18 protein-coding genes are annotated in these 23279 nt (G+C 45.1%); 1 reads left to right on the top strand and 17 read right to left on the bottom strand.

Going from position 1 to position 23279, the window contains the following annotated elements; all coding sequences use genetic code 11:
- Positions 1-54: 54 nt before the first annotated feature.
- The 8 genes from SporoP32a_RS12195 to SporoP32a_RS12160 all read right to left on the bottom strand — a co-directional run bounded on the left by SporoP32a_RS12195 (position 55) and on the right by SporoP32a_RS12160 (position 7434).
- Positions 55-651, bottom strand: coding sequence for a thymidine kinase (locus tag SporoP32a_RS12195; RefSeq protein ID WP_085428138.1), 597 nt, complete (start codon positions 649-651; stop codon positions 55-57).
- Positions 652-920: 269 nt separating this feature from the next.
- The gene (rpmE, locus tag SporoP32a_RS12190; protein ID WP_085428137.1) at positions 921-1136 is read right to left on the bottom strand and encodes a 50S ribosomal protein L31; all 216 of its coding nucleotides are present in this window, start codon (positions 1134-1136) and stop codon (positions 921-923) included.
- 388 nt (positions 1137-1524) lie between these two features.
- The gene (gene rho, locus SporoP32a_RS12185) at positions 1525-2805 is read right to left on the bottom strand and encodes a transcription termination factor Rho (protein WP_085428136.1); all 1281 of its coding nucleotides are present in this window, start codon (positions 2803-2805) and stop codon (positions 1525-1527) included.
- Between the two features lie 160 nt (positions 2806-2965).
- Entirely contained in the window at positions 2966-3931 is a 966-nt protein-coding gene (gene glpX, locus SporoP32a_RS12180) for a class II fructose-bisphosphatase (protein ID WP_085428135.1), read from the bottom strand.
- Positions 3932-4068: 137 nt separating this feature from the next.
- The gene (locus SporoP32a_RS12175; protein WP_085428134.1) at positions 4069-5346 is read right to left on the bottom strand and encodes a UDP-N-acetylglucosamine 1-carboxyvinyltransferase; all 1278 of its coding nucleotides are present in this window, start codon (positions 5344-5346) and stop codon (positions 4069-4071) included.
- A 20-nt stretch (positions 5347-5366) separates the two neighbouring features.
- On the bottom strand, positions 5367-6014 hold the full coding sequence (gene fsa / locus SporoP32a_RS12170) for a fructose-6-phosphate aldolase (protein WP_085428133.1): 648 nt from the start codon (positions 6012-6014) through the stop codon (positions 5367-5369).
- A gap of 95 nt (positions 6015-6109) precedes the next feature.
- Positions 6110-6967 (bottom strand): class II fructose-bisphosphate aldolase, encoded by an 858-nt coding sequence (locus tag SporoP32a_RS12165; RefSeq protein ID WP_085428132.1) that lies wholly within the window; start codon positions 6965-6967, stop codon positions 6110-6112.
- 98 nt (positions 6968-7065) lie between these two features.
- Positions 7066-7434: a response regulator gene (locus tag SporoP32a_RS12160; RefSeq protein ID WP_085429073.1), complete on the bottom strand. Its 369-nt coding sequence runs from the start codon at positions 7432-7434 to the stop codon at positions 7066-7068.
- Positions 7435-7675: 241 nt separating this feature from the next.
- On the opposite strand from SporoP32a_RS12160, the gene SporoP32a_RS12155 reads away from it, so the two are divergent.
- Entirely contained in the window at positions 7676-8203 is a 528-nt protein-coding gene (locus SporoP32a_RS12155; RefSeq protein WP_085428131.1) for a DUF2529 family protein, read from the top strand.
- 525 nt (positions 8204-8728) lie between these two features.
- On the opposite strand, the gene SporoP32a_RS12150 is transcribed toward SporoP32a_RS12155, so the two are convergent.
- The 9 genes from SporoP32a_RS12150 to SporoP32a_RS12110 form a co-directional block, all read right to left on the bottom strand.
- Positions 8729-10330 (bottom strand): CTP synthase, encoded by a 1602-nt coding sequence (locus tag SporoP32a_RS12150; protein ID WP_085428130.1) that lies wholly within the window; start codon positions 10328-10330, stop codon positions 8729-8731.
- 171 nt (positions 10331-10501) lie between these two features.
- Entirely contained in the window at positions 10502-11065 is a 564-nt protein-coding gene (gene rpoE, locus SporoP32a_RS12145) for a DNA-directed RNA polymerase subunit delta (RefSeq protein WP_085428129.1), read from the bottom strand.
- Between the two features lie 1051 nt (positions 11066-12116).
- The gene (gene icmF, locus SporoP32a_RS12140) at positions 12117-15374 is read right to left on the bottom strand and encodes a fused isobutyryl-CoA mutase/GTPase IcmF (RefSeq protein WP_085428128.1); all 3258 of its coding nucleotides are present in this window, start codon (positions 15372-15374) and stop codon (positions 12117-12119) included.
- A gap of 67 nt (positions 15375-15441) precedes the next feature.
- Complete coding sequence (locus SporoP32a_RS12135; protein ID WP_085428127.1) at positions 15442-16059, bottom strand: TetR/AcrR family transcriptional regulator; 618 nt, start codon at positions 16057-16059, stop codon at positions 15442-15444.
- A gap of 15 nt (positions 16060-16074) precedes the next feature.
- On the bottom strand, positions 16075-17214 hold the full coding sequence (locus tag SporoP32a_RS12130; RefSeq protein ID WP_085428126.1) for an acyl-CoA dehydrogenase: 1140 nt from the start codon (positions 17212-17214) through the stop codon (positions 16075-16077).
- A gap of 318 nt (positions 17215-17532) precedes the next feature.
- Positions 17533-18669 carry an acyl-CoA dehydrogenase gene (locus tag SporoP32a_RS12125; RefSeq protein ID WP_085428125.1) on the bottom strand — a complete coding sequence of 379 codons (1137 nt, stop codon included), beginning with the start codon at positions 18667-18669 and terminating at the stop codon, positions 17533-17535.
- A gap of 32 nt (positions 18670-18701) precedes the next feature.
- Positions 18702-19553, bottom strand: coding sequence for a 3-hydroxybutyryl-CoA dehydrogenase (locus SporoP32a_RS12120; RefSeq protein ID WP_085428124.1), 852 nt, complete (start codon positions 19551-19553; stop codon positions 18702-18704).
- Positions 19554-19567: 14 nt separating this feature from the next.
- Complete coding sequence (locus SporoP32a_RS12115) at positions 19568-20758, bottom strand: acetyl-CoA C-acetyltransferase (protein WP_085428123.1); 1191 nt, start codon at positions 20756-20758, stop codon at positions 19568-19570.
- Positions 20759-20917: 159 nt separating this feature from the next.
- Complete coding sequence (locus SporoP32a_RS12110) at positions 20918-23155, bottom strand: (Fe-S)-binding protein (protein WP_085428122.1); 2238 nt, start codon at positions 23153-23155, stop codon at positions 20918-20920.
- Between the last annotated feature and the right edge of the window lie 124 nt (positions 23156-23279).

Raw genomic sequence — 23279 nt, 5'->3', positions numbered from 1 at the left:
AGTATATAGCAGAACCGCCTATCCTTTCTTGCTTACGGATAGACGGAAATATGTTTATTCTACATGTTGCATACGGCTAACAGGGACTTCATGGTGCTGGCGGCAACGTGGTTCATAAGCTTCGGATGCGCCAACTAGAATGATCGGGTCATCCTGACATGCAGGTTGTCCGTCTATTAATCGTTGTGTTCGGCTTGAAGGTGATCCGCACACAGTACAAACTGCTTGAAGTTTCGTCACTAGTTCTGCCACAGCCATTAATTCAGGCATCGGTCCGAATGGTTCGCCTTTAAAGTCTTGATCGAGTCCTGCAATGATCACACGAAAGCCGCGATCCGCGAGCATGATCGCAACGTCTATAATATCGTCGTCGAAAAATTGGGCTTCATCAATGGCGACCACATCGAAATCATCTGAAACGAGATTTGGTATTTCACTCGCTTTGGAAATAGGATTAGCGATCGTGGACGCACCGTCGTGGCTCACAACTGCCTCTTCGCTATACCGATCATCAATTGCCGGTTTGAATACCGCAATCTTTTGTTTGGCAAATTCCGCGCGTCGAATCCGGCGAATAAGCTCCTCCGATTTACCTGAAAACATACTGCCGCAGATGACTTCCATCCAGCCGCCTTGCATTGAAACGTACATGGTCAATCTCCTTTCGATGTCGTGCTATGTATGTGGTTTGTGCGTTGTGTGTTAATCCTATGAGCGGTTGTGGGCCCGATAGAGCGGTTATACCACTGATATGAGCGTAAACGGGCACAGATAGAGCGATCAACCTCATTCTATGAGCGGTTGACGCCAGCGATAGAGCACTCGGGCGACTTCTATGAGCACGCTGTCTCTAGTATCTGCAATAAATTAATAAAAATACCCGTCTGGCACGACTGCACCTGACGGGTATCTGGCTTTTATTACTCTTGTTCTTCTGACTTGATGCCGTATTTTTTGTTGAAACGGTCAACTCGTCCATCTGCTGTAGCAAACTTCTGACGGCCAGTATAGAATGGGTGACATTCTGAGCATACTTCCACTCGAATATCCTCTTTTACAGAACCTGTTTCAAATGTATTGCCACATGAGCAAGTTACTGTTGCAAGTTTGTAATCGGGATGAATTCCTGCTTTCATCGATATCTCTCCTTTCGCCCTGAACCATCTGGAACAGAGTGTGAAATTCTGGATGTTTTATTGGCCATTTGCCTATAAAACGATCGATGCCGTACACGACCCGTGTTTGTCAGTCGTATATGCGGTGTACAGAAAAACTGTACTTGATTAGTATAGCAAAATTCGATACGTTGCGCAAGTGTTTGATTTGGGTATTTAATGGGCATAAGCTGACTTAGTTAGGGGTTGGATTTTCGCTGCAGCCGAGGGGACGCTTTCCTAGAGGGCTCGCGGTGAGCTGATCCTCTGGGAGTCGCCCCTCGGCTTCCGCTGCAATCTTACCTTTTGAGTACGCACATCACCTTTTTATGCTGGTTTAAAAGCGTAATATAAAAAATACGTTAGAAAATCAGATAAGGCCCTTACCTTTTTTCGCCTTCATTTCTTCGTTTAGCTTGTCGAAGAATTCTTCGTTGTTATCGGATTGGCTTAGTTTTTTCATGAAGCGTTCGGTGAAGTCGTGGGAGTCTGAGAAGGTTTTTCTGATAGCCCACAGTTTTTCTAGGTTTTCTTTAGGGATGAGCAGTTCTTCTTTTCGTGTGCCGGAGCGACGGATGTCGAGTGCTGGGAAGATTCTGCGTTCGGCTAGGTTGCGGTCTAGGTGCAGTTCCATGTTGCCGGTTCCTTTGAATTCTTCGTAGATGACTTCGTCCATGCGTGAGCCGGTTTCGATTAGAGCTGTGGCAAGGATTGTTAGGCTTCCGCCTTCTTCTATGTTACGTGCTGCACCGAAGAATCTTTTTGGTCGGTGGAAAGCTGCTGGGTCGATTCCTCCGGATAATGTGCGTCCGCTTGGTGGAATCACTAGGTTGAATGCACGTGCTAGTCGTGTGATGGAGTCCATCAAGATGATGACGTCGCGTTTACTTTCTACTAGACGCATTGCGCGTTCGAGTACTAGTTCCGCTACTTTCACATGGTTTTGTGGTACTTCATCAAATGTCGAACTGACAACATCTGCTTTAACAGAACGTTCGATATCCGTTACTTCTTCTGGACGTTCGTCGATCAATAGAACGATTAGTTCAGCTTCAGGATGGTTTGTAGTGATGGAGTTAGCAATTTCTTTTAACAACGTCGTTTTTCCCGCTTTAGGAGGAGCGACGATTAATCCACGTTGACCAAATCCAACAGGCGAGACGAGATCCATGATGCGTGTAGACACGTTATTTCTCGATGTTTCTAATTTAATTTGACGATCAGGATATAAAGGTGTCAATGCCGGGAAATGAACACGTTCGCGTGCGACTTCCGGATTTTGTCCATTGACTGCTTCGACTTGCAATAATCCATAGAAGCGTTCATTTTCCTTTGGTGGACGAACTTTACCTGTTACCTTGTCTCCGTTACGTAGATCAAAGCGACGGATTTGGGATGCAGAAATGTAAATATCTTCTGAACTGGATGAGTAATTGATAGGACGTAAGAAGCCATATCCTTCAGATTGTATAATTTCGAGAACGCCTTCCATGAAAAAGAAGCCTTCTTGTTCGGCGCGTGATTTCAAAATAGCAAAAATTAATTCTTTCTTTGTCAGTTTGCTATAGTTAGTAATTTTAAATTGCTTAGCTAGAGAGTAAAGCTCTTTGAGCGTCATATTCTCGAGGTCCGCAAGCGTAATCATCGTCATCTATGCGTACACCACTCTTCATTTATTGTAGGGAAATTTGGCATAGTAAATAGAAAGGATAGTACATTGTGTACTTCCTTTCCTTTAATAGCCGGACATTATGGATCTGAATAGTTTTTAGGAAATAGAGACCCGGCTGTGACACCGGGTGTTGAGGGAGTTAGTCTTGCATGACGAGAAGAGGTTTTTTCTTCATGCTGTGGCGACCTTCTACGAAACGAATAGTTCCTGATTTCGAGCGCATAACGATCGACTGAGTTCGGCAATACGTACCTTTAAACTGTACGCCATCCATCAATTCGCCGTCTGTTACGCCTGTTGCTGCGAAAATACAGTCGTCTCCTTTTACCAAATCGTCCATGTATAGAACTTTTTCTACGTCGATACCCATCTTGATGCAACGTTCTCTCTCTTCATCATTTGAAGGTACGAGACGCCCTTGAATTTCTCCGCCTAAGCATTTTAATCCGACTGCTGAGATTACCCCTTCAGGTGCACCGCCTCTTCCGAATAAAATATCCACACCTGTGTCATCGAAGGCTGTGTTAATAGCTGCCGCTACATCGCCATCTTCGATCAATTTGATACGAGCGCCTGCTTCACGAATTTCTGCAATGATATCTGCGTGACGTTCGCGGTTCAAAACAGATGCTACTAGGTCAGATACTGATTTGTTTTTTGCTTTTGCTACAGCCTTCAAGTTATCTGTAACACTTGCGTCGATATCAATTTTACCAACTGCTTCTGGACCTACTGCAATTTTGTCCATGTACATATCTGGAGCGTTTAGCAAATTGCCTTTATCTGCAACCGCAAGAACAGCTAGTGCATTCCATCCACCTGCTGCTACGATATTCGTACCTTCGACTGGATCGACAGCGATATCTACAGCGGGTCCGTGACCTGTCCCAAGTTCTTCACCAATATATAGCATAGGTGCTTCGTCCATTTCACCTTCACCGATGACGACTACACCTTCCATCGGGATCGTATCGAATACTGTACGCATTGCTTCTGTTGCCGCGTCGTCTGCTTCGTTCTTCAAACCGCGTCCCATCCAGCGAGCTGCCGCTACGGCTGCCGCCTCTGTTACACGCACTAATTCCATCGATAAACTACGTTCCATAATGTTTTGTTCCTCCTGTTTGCGGTAAGGCGCGTATTGCGTATTACCTTTCATTTGCCTACGTCCGCATCCATTGACTACTTTCTAGATAGTGGATGTGTCGTTTGAGTCTATTATACACGTTTTGGCAATTAGCGTCACTCGGAAATCGAAGTCGGTGTGAGTACTTCCACTTTTCTAATATCTGCTCCAAGATTTTGTAGCTTCTGAACGATCTTGCCGTAACCACGTTCAATATGTTCAATTTCACGGATTTCTGTTTCTCCACTCGCCAATAATCCAGCAATTAATAATGCGGCTCCCGCGCGTAAATCTGATGCTTCAACCGTTGCTGCATGCAATGGAGTAGGACCTGTTATGATAGCTGATCGACCTTCTACACGGCCGTCTGCATTCATTCGACGAAGCTCATCGATTTGTTTGAAGCGTGCTGGATAAATCGTGTCTGTTAGGATAGATGAGCCTTCCGCTTGTGTCGACAATACACCGAATGGCTGTTGCAAGTCTGTCGGGAACCCTGGATAAACAAGAGTTTTCACATCCACCGCATGAAGTTTTTCAGTTTTCGGAATGAAAATCTGTTCTTCACCGACTTCTACTTTCACGCCCATTTCGCGAAGCTTCGCTGTGACAGCTTCAACGTGTAACGGAATGACATTATCAATTGTGACACCATCGCCAATTGCAGCAGCCATAATCATATGCGTACCTGTTTCAATACGGTCCGGAATGATTGTGTGTTTCGTACCGTGCAATGTTTCCACGCCTTCGATACGAATAACGTTCGTTCCTGCACCTTTAATATTCGCGCCCATATTGGATAGCAAAGTCGCGACATCAATAATCTCAGGTTCTTTTGCTGCGTTTTCAATAATCGTTTTACCTTTTGCTTTAACAGCCGCAAGCATGATATTGATCGTAGCACCCACGCTGACGACGTCTAAATAAATTTTCGCGCCGTATAGTTCTTCTGCACGCAAATAAATAGCGCCGTGTTCATTTTCGACTCTTGCGCCTAGAGCTTCAAAGCCTTTTATATGTTGATCAATCGGGCGTGGACCCAAGTGACAACCTCCAGGTAATCCGATGACGGCGTGCTTGAACTTACCAAGCATCGCTCCCATCATATAGTAGGATGCACGAAGTTTTTTGACGTTACCGTTAGGCAATGGCATAGAAATGATTTCAGTTGGATCGATGATCATCGTACCATCTTTCATTTCCACTTTACCGCCGATTTCTTCGACGAGCGCCTGCAATGTATAGACATCTGAAATTTCTGGAAGTCCTGCAATGGTGACAGGCGAATCAGCTAAAATAGCGGCAGGGATTAAAGCCACTGCGCTATTCTTCGCTCCACTTACTCTGATCGTTCCTTGCAGTCGTTTTCCACCTTTGATTTTATAAACGTCCATTTCAAGCTCCTTTTGTTCTATCACTTATTCGTTCTAGTTTCCCAGTCTTTCAAAAACTGATCGATTCCTTTAGTAGTTAGTGGATGTGCAAACAGACTCTGAAGTACGTTAAATGGAGTTGTCGCAATATGTGCTCCAGCAAGTGCAGCAGCCGTAATATGCTGTGGGTGTCTGATAGATGCTGCGATGATTTGTGTATCCAAGTCATGGATTGTGAAGATATCTGAAATCGTTTCGATTAATTCGACGCCATTTTGACCAATATCATCCAAACGTCCGATGAATGGTGAAACGTATGTCGCGCCTGCACGTGCTGCAAGCAAGGCTTGATTGGCACTGAACACTAGCGTAACGTTCGTTTTGATTCCTTCTGATGCAAATACAGAACAAGCTTTCAAGCCTTCAGGTGTCATCGGTAATTTCACCGTGATGTTTTCTGCAAGAGCTGCTAGCTTACGCCCTTCTTCTATCATACCTTCTGCATCCAAAGCGATAACTTCTGCACTGACGGAACCTGGTACGAGTGCCGTGATTTCTTTCAAACGATCATGGAATGAAATATTTTCTTTCGCGACTAGGGATGGGTTAGTTGTAACCCCAGAGATAATTCCCCAGCTGTGCGCTTCCTTGATTTCTTCAAAATTGGCTGTATCTATAAAAAATTTCACGTGTATTGTCCCCCTAGTTGTAGTTAATTCATCTAGCTAAATGCAAAAGAAGGAGACGTATTGCGCTCCTCCTCTGTTCTATCTTCAATCTATAATTACGCTTGCTTCGAACTGCCGAACTCGCGCATTTTACCAATTACAGTTGCTTTGATTGCTTCGCGCATAGGTCCGAGGAATTTACGTGGATCATACACTTCGGAATCTTCGTTTAAGATGTCGCGTACAGCTTTTGTACCTTGAATCTGATTTTCTGTGTTGACGTTGATTTTAGACGTACCAAGTGAAATGGCGCGTTGAATATCTTTCGTCGGAATGCCTGTACCGCCATGCAACACGAGTGGAATATCTCCTTGTTTCGAGATTTCTTCCATTTCTTCAAATCCAAGATTCGGTTCGCCTTTATACGGTCCGTGTACAGAACCTAGTGCAGGTGCTAGACAATCGATACCTGTCTTTTCTACAAGCTCTCTACATTCAGCCGGATCTGCATAAATAACGCCGTCTGCGATGATGTCGTCTTCCTGACCGCCTACTACGCCAAGTTCAGCTTCTACTGATACATTATGTTGCTGTGCGAAATCTACCACTTTTTTCGTGATTTCAATGTTTTCTTCAAGTGGCTTAGAAGATGCGTCGATCATAACAGAAGTAAAGCCTGCTTCAATCGCTTCTTTACACTTCTCAAAGCTAGAACCGTGATCTAAATGAATCGCTACTGGCACAGTCGTTCCGTATTCTTCCATTAGTCCTTTGACCATCATAACGACTGTTTTAAATCCGCCCATATAACGTGCAGCGCCTTCTGAAACGCCTAAAATAACAGGCGATTTCTCTTCTTCAGCAGCTTGTAGAATCGCTTGCGTGTATTCCAAGTTATTTAGGTTGAATTGACCAATTGCATATCCTTGCTCTTTACCTTGAATCATCATTTCTTTCATCGAGACGAGTGGCATGTATAATTCCTCCTTGAGTTTCCACGAATTTTTTATGTGTTTTAATTATATTAATTTCTATCCACTAGCATATCAAATTCATGCGATGATTACTACTATCAGACGTCTAGTAACTCCAACCTTTTTAACACGCTATCACGCACTTCGAATATATCGAATGGTTTAGTAAAGTGTTGTTCGATACCTAGTTTATTAGCTTCTTCCAGCATTTCGGTTTCACTATACGCTGTCATCATCATGACAATCGCGTCTGGCAACAGGGTTCGGATTTCTCGAAGGACCTCGACACCATTCATGCCTGGCATCTTCATATCAAGCAAAATGCAGTCAGGTTGTTGTTCGCTGACTTTTTCCAACGCTTCTTTTCCATTCGATGCAAGCGCTGTCATTATTCCCGTTGGTTTGAATATTTCCTCTAGTAATAATCGGATCCCCGGCTGGTCGTCCACAATTAGTAAATGTTTCATCTTCATATCCCCCATCACCTTATTTCCCCTGTTTAATTTTGTAAACTTTATTGTAACCCGACTATTACGGTCTGTATACAAAGATATTTCATTTTCAGCAAAATTGTGTGTGGTTCTATTTCTCTACTTTATTTGTCTATGTAATGTTATTCAAGAAAATTCCAACAACTCCTCTATTTTTCGTCAACTATTTTGCACTTCTTCCTTTTCTCCCATATACTGAGCTTTTGGAGGGATTTTCGTGAAAATATTAACTACACAAATTAGAGGTCTTCTGGAGAGAATTGCAGAAGGTCAAGAAGAATTGATGGAAGAAACTGCTCGTTTATTGGCGCAAGCGGTAGTAGGCGAAGGACGAATTGTCTTAGCAGCTTTTGATGAATTGGAAGCTGTTACTGCGACTGCACTGGATGGTGTCGAACCGTTGGATGATGCGATTCGTTACACAAAAGAGTTGGCATTAACACCGGCTGACCGCGTGTGGTTGCTTGTGCGAAAGGCCGATCATCCTGCTGCGCTTGAGCTGGCACGTGAGCTGGCGGAGCAGTTCATCCCATTCGCTGTGTTGGCTGCTGATAAGGAAGATGACGACAATGAGCTCGCTTCTCTTGCGTATACGTATATTTCGACAGGTTTGAAAAAGGGTCTGATTCCGGGTCCTACTGGCGAAAGAATTGTCCAGCCCCATGCGCTTGCTGCGTTGTTTGTTTATGAGGCAGTGAAGCTGTCGATTGATGATATGTTGGCGGATGAAGATGACGAGCTGTGATATGGGGTAAGGGTTTGCAAGGTGAGTGGATCATACTTTTTGTTGTGCATTGAAGTTAAGATTGTAGTGCAAAATCTGAGTGAGTAGACGTATAGTAGCTGGCAAGGTGTTAAACTTTCGAGGCTATGAGCGGTTATCAAGGTTCTATGATCACTTAGATGAATCCATGAGCACTCGTGGCGTCTGATAGAGCGGATAGCGCGTGCTATAGAGCGAAAAATGCGTTCTATGAGCGCTTAAACGGATTCTATGAGCGGATAGCTGACGGTGACTCGTGATGGTTCAGCTCGATCAAGTGTGACAACCAAAAGAGAGCGAGAGCCGTAGCGAAGGACGGCTGCTGCGAGTAAAAGCGAAGCGTTAGGAGCACACGTTTGCACTAGCGAACTGGTTGGCTCACCGCGATCCCTTGGGAAAAGCGTCCCCCAACTGGATCTTTTATCCTCTCGTACACACAAATTCACTAACTATTATACCCAAAGTCAAAAATGCCCACAGAAGAAAAATCTTCTGTGGGCATACTTTTTAGTTTTTATGCTCAAGCGCCGCGCGAATAAATTCGCGGATTAGTGGTGATGGACGATTCGGGCGTGATGCAAACTCTGGGTGGAACTGGCACGCGACGAAGTATGGATGATCTTTCAATTCCATAATTTCGATCAAGCGACCGTCCGGGCTGATTCCCGAAACGATGAAACCTGCCTCTTCCAATTGCGCACGGTACGCCAAGTTCATTTCATAACGGTGACGGTGACGCTCGTACACTAACTCTTCACCATATGCCGCAGAAGCCTTCGTGTTATCAGACACCTTACATGGATGAGCACCCAAACGTAATGTGCTGTCCGCTTCGCGTGCTGTACGACAATCTGGGTGGAACGTTGTCATTTGGTGCTCTGTCTCTGTATCGAACTCGAGTGAATGAGCAGTCTTTAGCCCAATCACATTACGTGCGATTTCAGTAGCCGCCAACTGTAGGCCTAAACTAATACCGAAGAATGGAATCTTCTGTTCACGTGCATACGTGATAGCTTCGATTTTACCATCGATAGCACGATCTCCGAAGCCGCCTGGTACTAGAATTCCGTCAACATCTCCAAGAAGTTCTGCTACGTTTTCAGACGTCACATCTGCAGAGTTGATCCACTTAATATCGATGTCCGCGTCGAATGCATATCCGGCATGACGCATAGCTTCTACTGCGGAAATGTATGCATCTTGCAATTCTACATACTTACCAACTAAACCGATTCTCACTGTTTCTTTCAGTGATTTAACCAACTTCACTAGTTCTTCCACTTCAGAAAGTTCAGGCTGTGGTGTTTCAAGACCTAAGTAATCCACAACTAGCTGATCCATGTTTTGCTCATGCAAACGAAGAGGTACTTCGTATAATGTTTCCGCATCAAGAGCTTCGATTACTTCTTCTGATTTGATGTTACAGAATAACGCAATCTTGTCTTTCATTTCTTGTGGCACTGGATATTCGCTTCGCACAACGATCATGTTCGGCTGGATTCCGAGACTGCGCAATTCTTTTACGCTATGTTGTGTCGGCTTCGTTTTCATTTCACCCGCTGCATGCAAATAAGGAATAAGCGTGTTGTGGATGTACATCACATCATCTTTTGCAAGATCTGTCTTCAATTGGCGGATCGCTTCAAGGTACGGCAATGATTCGATATCGCCTACACTACCACCGATTTCTGTAATGACGACATCTGCATTCAATGTTTGGCCCGCACGTTTAATCAATTCTTTGATTTCATTGGTAATGTGCGGAATAACCTGTACAGTTGCACCATTATATTCGCCTGAGCGCTCTTTACGTAATACTAAATCATAGACTTTCCCCATCGTTACGTTGGAGTAACGGTTACACTCGATGTCGATGAAACGCTCGTAGTGACCGATGTCAAGATCCGTTTCCGCTCCGTCTTCAGTTACGAAAACTTCACCGTGCTGGTACGGACTCATCATGCGTGGGTCAATATTGATATAGGGATCAAACTTTTGGTTCGTTACTTTCAAACCACGATTCTTAAGTAAACGTCCAAGTGATGCTGCGTTGATACCTTTACCTAAAGAAGAGACGACGCCGCCTGTAATAAAAATATATTTTGTCATGTGTAGTGCCTCCATTTATTCTTTTTCCATGCTAGTAGGGTCAATATAAAATCAAAAAAGCGCCCCGTTTGTAGCGTAACTACAATAAGGAGCGCGTATACACGAATTCATGTGTCCTTTTCAGGAGCCCATCCAAATCTTATATTTTTGGGCACTAAAAGTCAAGTCCGATTATTTCTCTTCCTCATACTCTTCGTCTTCTTCGTCGTCCTCGTCATCTTCTTCATCGATATCGAGTTCTTCTTCAGGAATCACTTCTAGGTCGTCATCAGGATCGATTAAATCTTCCTCGATTTCAACTACATCCTCTTCATCTTCTTCGTCATCCACGTCATCGTCTTCTTCGCCAAGTTCAACGTATTCTTCATCGAAGATTTCTTCTTCGTCATCGTCTTCTTCAATATCGTCTTCATCATAATCTTTTTTCTTCTTTTTCTTCTTGCGTACTTTTACAACTGGTGCAGTTTCTTCTTCGATCTGGTCAACTGGGTACCATTCACGCAGTCCCCAACGATTTTCTTCGATAGCTAGGAATCTGCCGTCGATGTTCAAGTCTGTATAGTATTGAAGAACTTTCTCCTTCAATTCTTTTTCCGTAATACCTGTAAGTTTACGGAACTCTTCCATCAATTCTGCCAATGTGAGGGATTCGCGGCGTTCTGTTAGTACTTGGTGCGTAATATTGATTAATGATTCTTCGAGTAGTTCTTCTTGCGTCATGTCATGGATATTCAATGTATGGCACGTCCTTTCTTCTATCAATCACACGCGGAACCGACCAAGTCAGTGAATGATTTGGCCGATCAACGTTTTTTATCTTGTAGCATATAAGCATAGTGTACATTATATACGTTATTTCTTCCAATATGCTACATTCTTTTACTTCTCTTTATATTTCTATACTCAGATATGGTCAAATACCCCAGGTAGACTGCCGCAATGGTGAAGGGGATTGCGCCGAGTCCGTTGTTGTAGAAGATGAGTGTGAGCGTAATTAAGAGAGTTATTATAATTGCGTGGTAGTACCATCTCACATTCAGCACGCCCCTTTTCTTCGTTGTTTCCATTATACTGACTAACTTGCTAATTTATCCACTATGAGTTGGAATGAAATTCAAGTAATTTATTGGATTACATCTGCCCTTTGAAATTGATTGGCGGAAATTGTGTTGGGGTGGGGATTTGCGCTTCGGAGGGGACGCTTTCCTGAGGGTTCGCGGCGAACTGATCCTCCAGGAGTCGCCCCTCCTAGTGCAAAGACGTGCTCCTAACGCTGCGCTTTTACTCGCAAAAGCCGTACTCCGCCACGGCTCTCGCTCCAATCCCTTTGCAATGAGAGTGGTTGATACTTTTTGTTAGTCATTAAAGTAAGTTTTGTAATACACTTCTAAACATTAGTTCTTGAATCTAAAGAAGTTAAAACAAAGCAATAATTTACACACCACCTACAGTGAGTGATCTAAGTATCCGTACTCTCGACGTAGGATGGAAGCGGAAGTTGGTGGCGAAGTGCAAAGATGTGCTCCTAACGCTTCGCTTTTACTCGCAAAAGCCGTTCTTCGCTACGGCTCTTCCCGATGGATCAGCTCGAAAGATGAGACAACCAAAAGGGAGCTTGCGACCTGGTCGGCTCACCGAGAGCCCATGGGAAAGCGTCCGCCAACTGGAGCTTCCATCCCATGCCCTCTTCATTGCACCTACACTTTGACTTTGAACTTAAACCCATTAAAAAAAGAGGATGCCGCCAGAAGTTATGGCTTCTGTGACATCCCCTTTTCGAGACGCGTTACATATTACGTCGGTACTGGCCGCCTACTTCATACAAAGCATTGGTGATTTGGCCTAGACTTGCGACTTTGACCGTTTCCATTAGCTCCGCGAAGACGTTGCCGCCAGTGACAGCCACTTCCTGTAGTCTCGCAAGTGCCTGCTCCGACTCGTCTGCATGTGTCGAATGGAATGCACGCAGATTACTGATTTGAATCTGCTTTTCTTCCTGAGTCGCACGTGCAATTTCCATATTGTCAATGTCTTCCTCAGACGGCGGATTCGGATTCAAGTACGTGTTGACGCCGATAATCGGTAGCTCGCCCGAGTGCTTTTTCATTTCATAGTACATCGACTCTTCCTGAATCTTACCGCGCTGGTACTGAGTCTCCATGGACCCGAGTACGCCGCCACGATCGTTCAGGCGATCGAATTCTTGCAATACCGCTTCTTCTACTAGACTAGTCAGTTCTTCGATGACAAATGCGCCTTGTAGTGGATTTTCGTTTTTCGACAAGCCGTGCTCTTTCATGATGATCATCTGGATCGCCATTGCACGACGAACAGATTCTTCTGTCGGTGTCGTGATCGCTTCGTCGTACGCATTAGTATGCAGCGAGTTACAGTTATCTTGCAACGCCATTAACGCCTGCAATGTCGTACGGATGTCGTTGAAGTCGATTTCTTGCGCGTGTAAACTGCGGCCAGATGTTTGAATATGGTATTTCAGTTTCTGACTGCGTTCATTCGCACCGTATTTATCGCGCATCGTGATCGCCCAGATACGACGTGCGACGCGACCGATTACTGTGTATTCTGGATCAAGACCGTTTGAGAAGAAGAACGACAAGTTCGGTGCAAAGTCGTCGATATTCATTCCGCGGCTTAAATAGTACTCGACATATGTGAAGCCGTTTGCAAGCGTGAAAGCCAGTTGAGAAATCGGGTTCGATCCCGCTTCTGCAATATGGTAGCCCGAAATGGATACAGAATAATAATTACGAACTTTTTTATCGATGAAGTACTGCTGGATATCGCCCATTAAGCGCAAAGCAAACTCTGTAGAGAAGATACATGTATTCTGTCCTTGGTCTTCTTTTAGAATATCTGCCTGCACAGTGCCGCGAACTGTTTGGAACGTCATCTCGCGTACTTCTGTGAACTCTTCTACCGTTAACGTACGACCTAATTCTTCTTCCTTCTTGCGTACTTGCTGATCAACAGCCGCATTCATGAACATCGCCAGAACTATCGGTGCCGGTCCGTTGATTGTCATCGAAACAGACGTCATAGGCGAACAAAGATCAAAGCCATCATAAAGCTTCTTCATATCTTCTAGCGTACAAATACTTACTCCGGACTCTCCTACTTTCCCGTAAATATCAGGGCGTTCGTCTGGATCTTCACCGTATAACGTCACGGAGTCGAATGCCGTAGACAAACGTTTCGCATCATCATCTTTTGATACGTAATGGAAACGACGGTTCGTACGTTCAGGTGTTCCTTCACCCGCGAATTGACGACGTGGATCTTCCCCTACACGCTTGAATGGGAATACGCCTCCTGTATACGGGAATGACCCTGGAACGTTTTCGCTGTTTACCCAGCGCAGGATTTCTCCATAGTCTTTATACTTCGGCAAGACCACTTTCGGGATTTTCAAACCAGACAGGCTGATCGTGTTGAGCGCCGTGCGTATCTCTTTGTCACGGATTTTGGTTATATATTCATCCTGCTCGTAAGACTCGCGCAGCGGCCCCCAGTTTTTGAGGGTGCGCTTCGTTTCGGATGTCAGTTGCTCTTCGACGCCCGCTTTCAAGCTGTTCAATGAATCCAGTAATGCTTCATTGGAATCGGCTTCTTTTACAGCTTCTATAGCACCTTCTAATTGGAACACGCGACGCGCCAGTTCTTCTTGTTCCTTGGATTTCGCATGGTAGTTGCGGATAGTAGATGCGATCTCACGCAAGTAATGGCTGCGGTCAGGTGGAATAATGACCGTTTGTTTTTGATTCGTGACGAAGTCAGTATAACTTGTCGTCCAGTCGGAATCTGTTGCTTTATTCAGTTTATCGACAAGCGCCGCAAACAATGTATTCGTGCCTTTATCGTTAAACTGGCTTGCGATCGTACCGTAGACAGGCATCGTTTCAAGATCCTTATCAAACAGTAAGTGACTGCGCTGATATTGCTTGCGTACTTGAATCAATGCATCTTCTGAACCTTTACGTTCGAATTTATTGATAACAATCAAATCCGCAAAGTCGATCATGTCGATTTTCTCAAGTTGTGTCGGTGCACCGAATTCACTCGTCATCACGTACATCGACACGTCGGAAATATCCGTGATGCGCGCATCTCCTTGCCCGATTCCGCTTGTTTCGACGATGATTAAGTCATAGCCAGCTGCTTTTGTGACATCGAGCACATCATGAATGGCAGTTGTCAGCTCAGAGCGAGATCCTCGTGTTGCCAGACTACGCATGTAGACACGGTTATTGAAGATCGCATTCATACGAATACGGTCACCAAGCAACGCGCCCCCTGTTTTTTGTTTCGTTGGATCAACGGAAAGAATCGCAACTTTTTTGTCAGGAAATTCGCGTAAGAAACGTCGAATCAATTCATCTGTCAATGAACTTTTACCCGCTCCGCCTGTTCCTGTGATTCCAAGTACCGGCGTTTGCTTCGACATGGAGCGTGCATGATCAAGCAACTGCTCCGTCGCTTCGTCTTTATTCAAATGTTTTTCTTCAACATATGTGATTAGATTGGCTAGGATACCTGGCGTTTCTGCTGTCAGTTGTTCCAGGTTGGCTTCTTCGCTTTCGGGAGTCGTGGAGAAATCCGATAGTTCCATGATTTTATTAATCATACCTTGCAGACCTAGTTTTCGACCGTCTTCTGGCGAAAAGATCCACTCAATACCGTAATCATGCAACTCTTTGATTTCCTTCGGGATGATGACTCCTCCACCACCGCCGAATATCTTAATATGGGAAGCACCTCGTTCCTTCAACAAATCATACATGTATTTGAAGTACTCGACGTGGCCACCTTGATAGGATGACATCGCAATTCCTTGTACATCTTCCTGAATGGCAGCGTTTACAACTTCTTCAACCGATCGGTTATGTCCGAGATGAATGACTTCTGCTCCTGTAGACTGTAAAATTCTCCGCATGATATTGATGGATGCATCATGTCCATCGAATAAACTGGATGCCGTCACAAAACGAATATGATGTTTCGGTTTATATATTTCTTCAGTTGCCATTTGCCTTCCGCCTTTCGTACATGCCGACCGTCGCTGTGAACTCGTCACAGCGGAGTCTGCAAGTGTTTTACTTTTCAAGCCCTTTGATAATTTGCTCTGTTTGTATATCGATATAGCGTTGCAATGAATACTCTTTGCGCAGTGCCCATCTTCTAAACGACCACATTTGACCCGATACTAAAATATGGTGCGCTGTCAACGATACTTCATCCGGCCCAATACGCAGATTTCCTGCTTCCATGCATCGGCGGATGATCGTCTCGAATTGCTCAACCATCTCCAGCTCCTTCGTTAGAACGTAGCGCAATGCTTCTCTCGGCAAGGATTTTGACTCCTGGTACATGACGAGGAACTCATCGGACATTTGATCGATCACTTCGTAATATCGCGAAATCGCCACGCGCAATCCTTCTATCGTTTTATCATTCGTGTCGAGTTCAGAAAGACGGATTTTGACTTCATTGTAAATATTGTCGCAAACGAGATAGAGGACATCTTCCTTTGTCCGGATATACTCATACAGCGTCCCTATACTGAAGCCGGCTTCTTTGGCAATTTCACGTGTTGTCGTACGGTGAAACCCTTTGTTGATAAACAGCTTAACAGCGCCTCGACTAATTTGTTCGCGTCTCCTCTGAATAAGCTCTTCATCTTTGACAGTAGATTTCACTTCATGTTTTGGCATTGGGTAGACCCCCTGTTATTTCGTCAGCATACGAGAAATGACGAGACGTTGAATTTCTTGTGTACCTTCATAGATTTGCGTAATTTTCGCGTCACGCATATAGCGTTCTACCGGATAATCTTTCGTATAACCGTAGCCGCCAAACACTTGAACCGCTTCAGTAGTCACTTTCATCGCTGTATCACCAGCCATTAGTTTGGCCATGGCAGATGCTTTACCATATGGCAGATCATTGGATTCAAGCCATGCTGCTTGGTATGTCAATAGACGAGAAGCTTCTGTCGCAGTTGCCATATCCGCCAATTTGAAGCTGATACCTTGATTCGCAACGATTGGCTTACCGAATTGTGTACGCTCTTTTGAGTAATCGACAGCAGCGTCGAGTGCGCCTTGTGCAATGCCGACTGCTTGAGCTGCAATCCCATTACGTCCACCGTCAAGTGTTTTCATAGCAATAATGAATCCGTCGCCTTCTTCCCCAAGAAGGTTTTCTTTCGGTACGCGACAGTTTTCGAGTACAACTTCTGTTGTAGGCGATGAACGAATACCCATTTTCTTCTCTTTCTTCCCTACAGAGAAACCTTCGAATGTGCTTTCTACAATGAATGCGCTCGTTCCTTTATGTTTGGATTCGGGATCCGTTACAGCGAAGACGATATATGTGTCGGCAATTCCGCCGTTTGTGATGAAGATTTTCGAGCCGTTTAGCACGTAGTCGTCACCGTCAAGCTTTGCCGTAGTTTTCATGCCGCCTGCGTCTGATCCTGAGCCTGCTTCCGTTAAGCAGTATGCGCCCATTTTCGAACCTTCTGCAAGTGGACGTAAGTATTTTTGTTTTTGCTCTTCGTTGCCGTATTTGTATAGTGGCCATCCTGCTAGAGATGTGTGTGCGGACAGGACGACGCCTGTGGATGCGCAGACACGGGATAGTTCTTCTACTGCGATGACGTAGGCTAGGAAGTCGCTGCCGATGCCGCCGTATTCTTCTGGCCATGGAATGCCTGTGAGTCCGAGTTCGGCCATCTTGTGGAAGATGTCCATGTCGAAGGTTTCGTCTTCGTCTCGTTGTGCTGCGGTTGGCGCTACTTCTTTTTGTGCAAAGTCGCGTACCATTTTTCTAATCATTTCGTGTTCTTCTGATAATTTAAAGTCCATTGTTTTCCCACCCTTTTGTTTGGTTAATGAAAGTCGCATTGAAAATAGTAAGGCTTGATGTTGGCTTGTGGTTTGGTGATTGGAGCTCCAGACAGGGACGCTTTCCGGAGGGCGTGGCTTGAGCCGCTTCCCTCACTTCGTTCAGTCCAGGGTCTCAAGGCGCACGCTGATCCTCCCGGAGTCGCCCTGTCTTCCGCTCCAATCCCTACTTATAACTTGTTGAAGCAAGCTGACATTACTAAATTAGTAAGTTGATGTAAGTCATCTTGCCAAAGTGCGTCATAACCGTGCCATGTGCTCCCCTAAGCGCGTCTAACTTTAGTTCGTGACGTGCTTGGCGATGACTACTTTTTGGATTTCGCTTGTGCCTTCGTAGATTTGGCATACTTTTGCGTCGCGGAAGTAGCGTTCTACTGGGTAGTCTTTGGTGTAGCCGTAGCCTCCGAATACTTGGACGGCTTCTATGGAGTTGTCTACGGCTGCTTGGGATGCGAATAGTTTGGCCATGGAGGCTTCTTTGCCGCATGGTTTGCCTTCTGTTCGTAGCCACGCTGCGCGGTAGACTAGTAGGCGGGCCGCTTCTGTTGCGGTTGCCATGTCGGCTAGTTTGAATCCAATGCCTTGGTTGGCGGCGATTGGTTTGCCGAATTGTTCGCGTTCTTTTGCGTAATCTACAGCGGCTTCTAGTGAGGCTTCTGCTATGCCTAGTGATTGGGCTGCGATTCCGATTCGGCCTACGTCGAGGTTGGCCATGGCAATTTTGAAGCCGCCTTCTTCTTCACCAAGCCTATTTTCAACAGGTACTTTCATATTGTCGAAGCTCAGCGCGACGGTACGTGAGCCATGTAGACCCATTTTCTTTTCGTCTTTGCCAATCGATAATCCCGGTGTATCTCGGTCGACGATGAATGCGGTGATGCCGTACGTTCCTTTTTCAGGAGCAGTGTTGGCAAAGACGATGTAGACATCTGCTTCTCCACCGTTTGTAATGAACATTTTAGAGCCGTTGATCACGTAATGGTCGTCGACTCGCTTCGCTTTTGTTTTCAATGAACCTGCGTCTGACCCAGAAGATGCTTCTGTCAGGCAGAATGCACCAAGGTATTCACCTGATGCCATCTTCGGCAAGTAGCGGTTCTTTTGTTCTTCCGTACCGAAGTAGAGGATTGGATTCATTCCAACAGAAGTATGGACAGACAACACGACGCCCATGACGGCGCTGACTTTCGATAGTTCGTGAATCGCGATGATATATGACAGGAAGTCCATCTCTGAACCTCCATATTGTTCAGGCGCTGTAATTCCCATCAATCCAAGCTCGCCCATTTTCTCTAGTAGTTCACGTGGAAACTCCCCATCTTCCATCCGAGGAATCCAAGGTTCGATCTCGTTCTTTGCGAAATCACGAACCATTTGGCGCATCATTTGTTGTTCTTCTGTTAATGTAAAGTCCATCCTTCTCACCTCTTGCTTTCAGCTTAATCAATTTATTCGTAGGTATAGAAACCGCGACCTGTTTTCTTACCGTACCAGCCTGCTTTCACGTACTTACGCAATAATGGACATGGTCGGTATTTTGAATCGCCGAATCCTTCATACAGTGTTTCCATAATGTAGAGGCATGTATCGAGTCCAATGAAATCTGCCAACTGCAGGGGCCCCATTGGATGATTCATCCCCATTTTCATGACATCGTCAATTGCTTCTTTCGTTGCGACGCCTTCGTATAATGTAAAGATCGCCTCGTTGATCATCGGCATCAGCACACGGTTTGCAACAAATCCAGGTGCGTCATTCACTTCAACTGGTGTTTTATTGAGCTTTTTCGTCATGTCTTCGACCGCTTGATAGACATCATCATCTGTTGCGAGTCCTCGGATGACTTCTACGAGCTTCATGACCGGTACCGGATTCATGAAGTGCATGCCGATTACTTTACCTGGGCGTTTTGTTGCTGCACCAATTTCTGTGATTGGCAACGAAGACGTATTGGTCGCAAGAATTGTATGCTCTGGCGTAATTTCATCCAGTTCTGCAAAGATCTTTGATTTAACCGCCATATTTTCAACTGCCGCTTCGATGACGATATCGGCATTTTTGGCATTTTGCATATCAGTCGATTTCGTGAAACGTCCTAGAACCGTTTCTTTTTCTTCTTCTGTCATACGACCTTTTTCTACATTGCGTTCCAAGTTCTTCGTGATGACCTTAAAACCTCGATCAAACGCTTCTTCATTTAGATCATGAAGTGTCACTTGATAGCCCGCTTGTGCACAGACCTGGGCGATTCCTCCACCCATTTGTCCTGCACCGATTACGAATACATGTTCAATTGTCATTTGGAATCCCCCAATCAGTTAGTTTTAGGTACTTCAATCATGATGGCATCGCCTTGGCCGCCACCTGAACAGATTGCTGCGATACCGATTCCGCCACCACGACGTTTTAATTCATTTGCTAGTGTAAGCACAACACGCGCTCCACTTGCACCGATTGGGTGTCCTAGTGCGACTGCTCCACCATTGACGTTAACTTTTTCTTCATCGAGCCCAGCAATTTGTGAGCTAGCCAGCGCAACGACTGCGAATGCTTCATTGATTTCGTATAGATCGATTTCGTCTGCAGTTTTACCTGTTTTCTCAAGTAATGCCTTGATGACGTGACCTGGTGTTTCAGGGAAACGTTCTGGTTCGATCGCGACTTCTGCGTGCCCGAGAATAACCGCAAGTGGTTCTTTGCCTTGCTTTTTCGCTTCTTCTTCATTCATTAAGACAACCGCGCACGCTCCGTCATTGATGCCTGGTGCATTTCCTGCTGTGACACTGCCTTCTTTACCGAAAGCCGGACGCAATTTAGCTAGCGCTTCAAGCGAGCTACCTCTACGTGGACCTTCGTCTTCCGTTACAACGATCGGATCGCCTTTACGTTGTGGAATGCTGACTCCAACGATTTCTTCTGCGAATAATCCGTTATCGATTGCTGCAAGCGCACGTTCATGACTGCGCAGTGACCATTTATCTTGCGTTTCACGGCTCACAGAGAAGTCGTTTGCTGTGCTGTTTCCGTATGTGCCCATGTGGACATTGCCTTCGGAGAATGAACATGTCAGTCCATCATAGATCATGCCGTCTACCAATGTGCTATCGCCCATTTTCAAACCTGAACGGACATTTGCATAATACGGTGCGTTGGTCATAGATTCCATACCGCCTGCGACGATTGTCGTCTCATCGCCAAGACGGATGAGCTGATCTCCGAGTGTGATACTGCGCATGCCTGAAGCACATACTTTGTTAATTGTTTCTGTTTTAACGCCGTATGGAATGCCGCCTTTGACAGCTGCTTGACGGGAAGGAATTTGACCTTGGCCTGCTTGCAATACTGTTCCCATGATGACTTCGTCTACTTCATCGCCTTGTACTCCAGCGCGTGAAAGCGCTTCCTTTATTGCGATACCACCAAGATCGCTTGCTGTTTGGGACTGCAATGCACCGCTTAGTTTTCCAAATGGTGTTCTAGCACCTTGTAAGATTACTGTTCTCATTTTCAAATTCCTCCTATTTTGTGTACTGACTGAACGCTCGCTCGATATTTGTCTAATAAAGAAGAGGGCACGAAGACCCTCTCATTTATCTATTCAGTTGCATGTTAGCGTTTTAGATACTCTTAATTGTACGGTATTTACACGGTATTCGCAATAATTTTAATCTTGTTTTCCATCGTCGTTTTTCGGTGCTTCATCCTCTGTTTCAACCGTTACAGCCAATTCAGGCTCTGCAAGCACTTCTTCTTGTACAACTACTTCTTCCTCTACTACAGGTTCAGCCACTGTTTCGTGTTCTCCAAAAATAGAGCGTTCTAATAGTTCAGCGATATCGTATGTGCCGACTTGATATTCGACTTCAACTGCTTTCGTTCCGTCGGATAGCATCGTCAAGCAATACGGACATCCAGAGGAGATGATTCCTGGGCTGACTTCCAGCGCTTGTTCAGTACGTGCAACGTTAACGCGCTGCCCTGTGTCTTCTTCCATCCACATCATTCCGCCACCAGCTCCACAACACATACCGTCTTCACGGTTACGTTCCATTTCAACGAGTGTAACACCTGGAATCGCTTTAAGTATTTCTCTCGGCTGATCATAGACATCGTTGTAGCGTCCTAAGTAACAAGAATCATGGAATGTGATCACTTCATCGATTGCATGTTTCGGTACAAGTTTGCCTGCCATCACCAATTCATGAAGTAATTCAGTATGGTGTTTCACGATGACTTGCAGACCGAAGTCAGGGTATTCATTTTTGAAAATATTGTAAGCGTGCGGATCGATTGTAACAATTTTTGAAACGTTCGCTTTTTCAAATTCTGCGATATTCGCTGTAGCGAGCTCTTGGAATAAGAATTCATTTCCGAGACGACGTGGTGTGTCCCCAGAGTTCTTCTCTTTGTTACCAAGAATCGCGAAGCTTACCCCTGCTTCATTCAATAAATGTGCGAACGATAGAGCAATTTTCTGTGAGCGGTTATCAAATGCTCCCATGGAACCTACCCATAGTAAGTATTCAAAGTCTTCTCCAGCTTTCTTCGCTTCTTTCACTGTCGGGATGTGCAAGTCTGGACGTGCATCTCTCCAGTTTTCTTTCTCTTTACGGTTAAGGCCCCATGGATTACCTTGACGTTCGATGTTTGTCATCGCGCGCTGTGCATCCGGGTTCATCTTCCCTTCCGTCATAACAAGATAACGGCGAAGGTCGATAATTTTATCTACGTGTTCATTCATAACCGGACACTGGTCTTCACAGTTACGGCACGTTGTACATGCCCAGATCTCTTCTTCTGTGATGACATCGCCGATCAATGAAGGATTGTATAGTTCATCCATTGTCATTCCTTCTGCCGTAGCAGCGAGTGCCAATTGATTTCCTTGTGAGTTTTTAAACATGAGTTGAGGTACCCACGGCTGTTGCTTCGTCATGATCGCTCCTGTGTTTGTCAGGTGGTCACGAAGTTTCGTGATCAAGTCCATCGGTGACAGCATTTTACCTGTACCTGTTGCAGGACACATATTCGTACAGCGTCCACATTCTACACATGCATAAAAGTCGATCATTTGCGCTTGTGTGAAGTCCGTGATCTTACCAACACCTAGTGGTGGCATGTCCTCTTCGTCTTCAATTTCTTCCAACGCTTCAAAATCGATAGGCTTCAAACGACCTGCGTGATCCAAGCGATGGAAATACACGTTTGCTGGACCTGCGATCAAGTGCGCGTGCTTGGATTGTGGCACATACACTAAGAACGTCAGCAATGTCAGTAAGTGTACCCACCAACCGATAAAGAATATCGTGACGGCTACGCCTGTAGGTACTCCGCTGAACACCGTTGCGATGATTGACGCCATTGGCTCTGTCCATGTCGTGCCTTCATTGTGCCAAATCATGTTCGCGCCGTTTGCGACTAGTGTGGAGAGCATCAGTAGTCCGATAAAAATAAGAACTAGACCTGATTTCCAACCACGCTTTAGACGAACAAGCTTCTCCATGTAACGACGGTAGAATGCCCAGACGACCGCTACTAGTATGACGAATACGACGATCTCTTGGAAGAATGTAAATGCTGGATACAACGGGCCCAGTGGCAGATGTGAACCCGGCTTTAATCCTTTCCAGATCAGGTCGATAGCGCCAAATTGTACGAGTAGGAAGCCATAGAAGAACATGACGTGAATAGCCCCACTCTTTTTATCTTTCAATAGTTTCTTTTGTCCAAATACATAGACCCAGATTTTTTTCAAACGCGCTTTGATGTCGTTGTCGAATTCTTCTTTTCTCCCCAGTCGAATGAATTCGTATCGGGTTTTTAATAAATATAGGAATAGACCGAAGCCGTATACGACGACTGCTACAAATAATACCCAGTTTGCGATGAGTAGTGTGTTCATCTCTTTCTCCCCTTCCTTTGCTTCTCTGTAAAACCCCTAATGAGAAACCGCTTTCAATTATATTCTATGTATAGTGTAATAATGAATGATCATTCAGTCAACAGTTTTTCGAAATTTTATTTTT

The sequence above is a fragment of the Sporosarcina ureae genome (genome assembly GCF_002109325.1).
In the GTDB taxonomy this organism is placed as follows: domain Bacteria; phylum Bacillota; class Bacilli; order Bacillales_A; family Planococcaceae; genus Sporosarcina; species Sporosarcina ureae_C.
The sequence above is the reverse complement of the archived record's forward strand: the minus strand, read 5'-3'. Positions and strand labels throughout refer to the sequence as shown.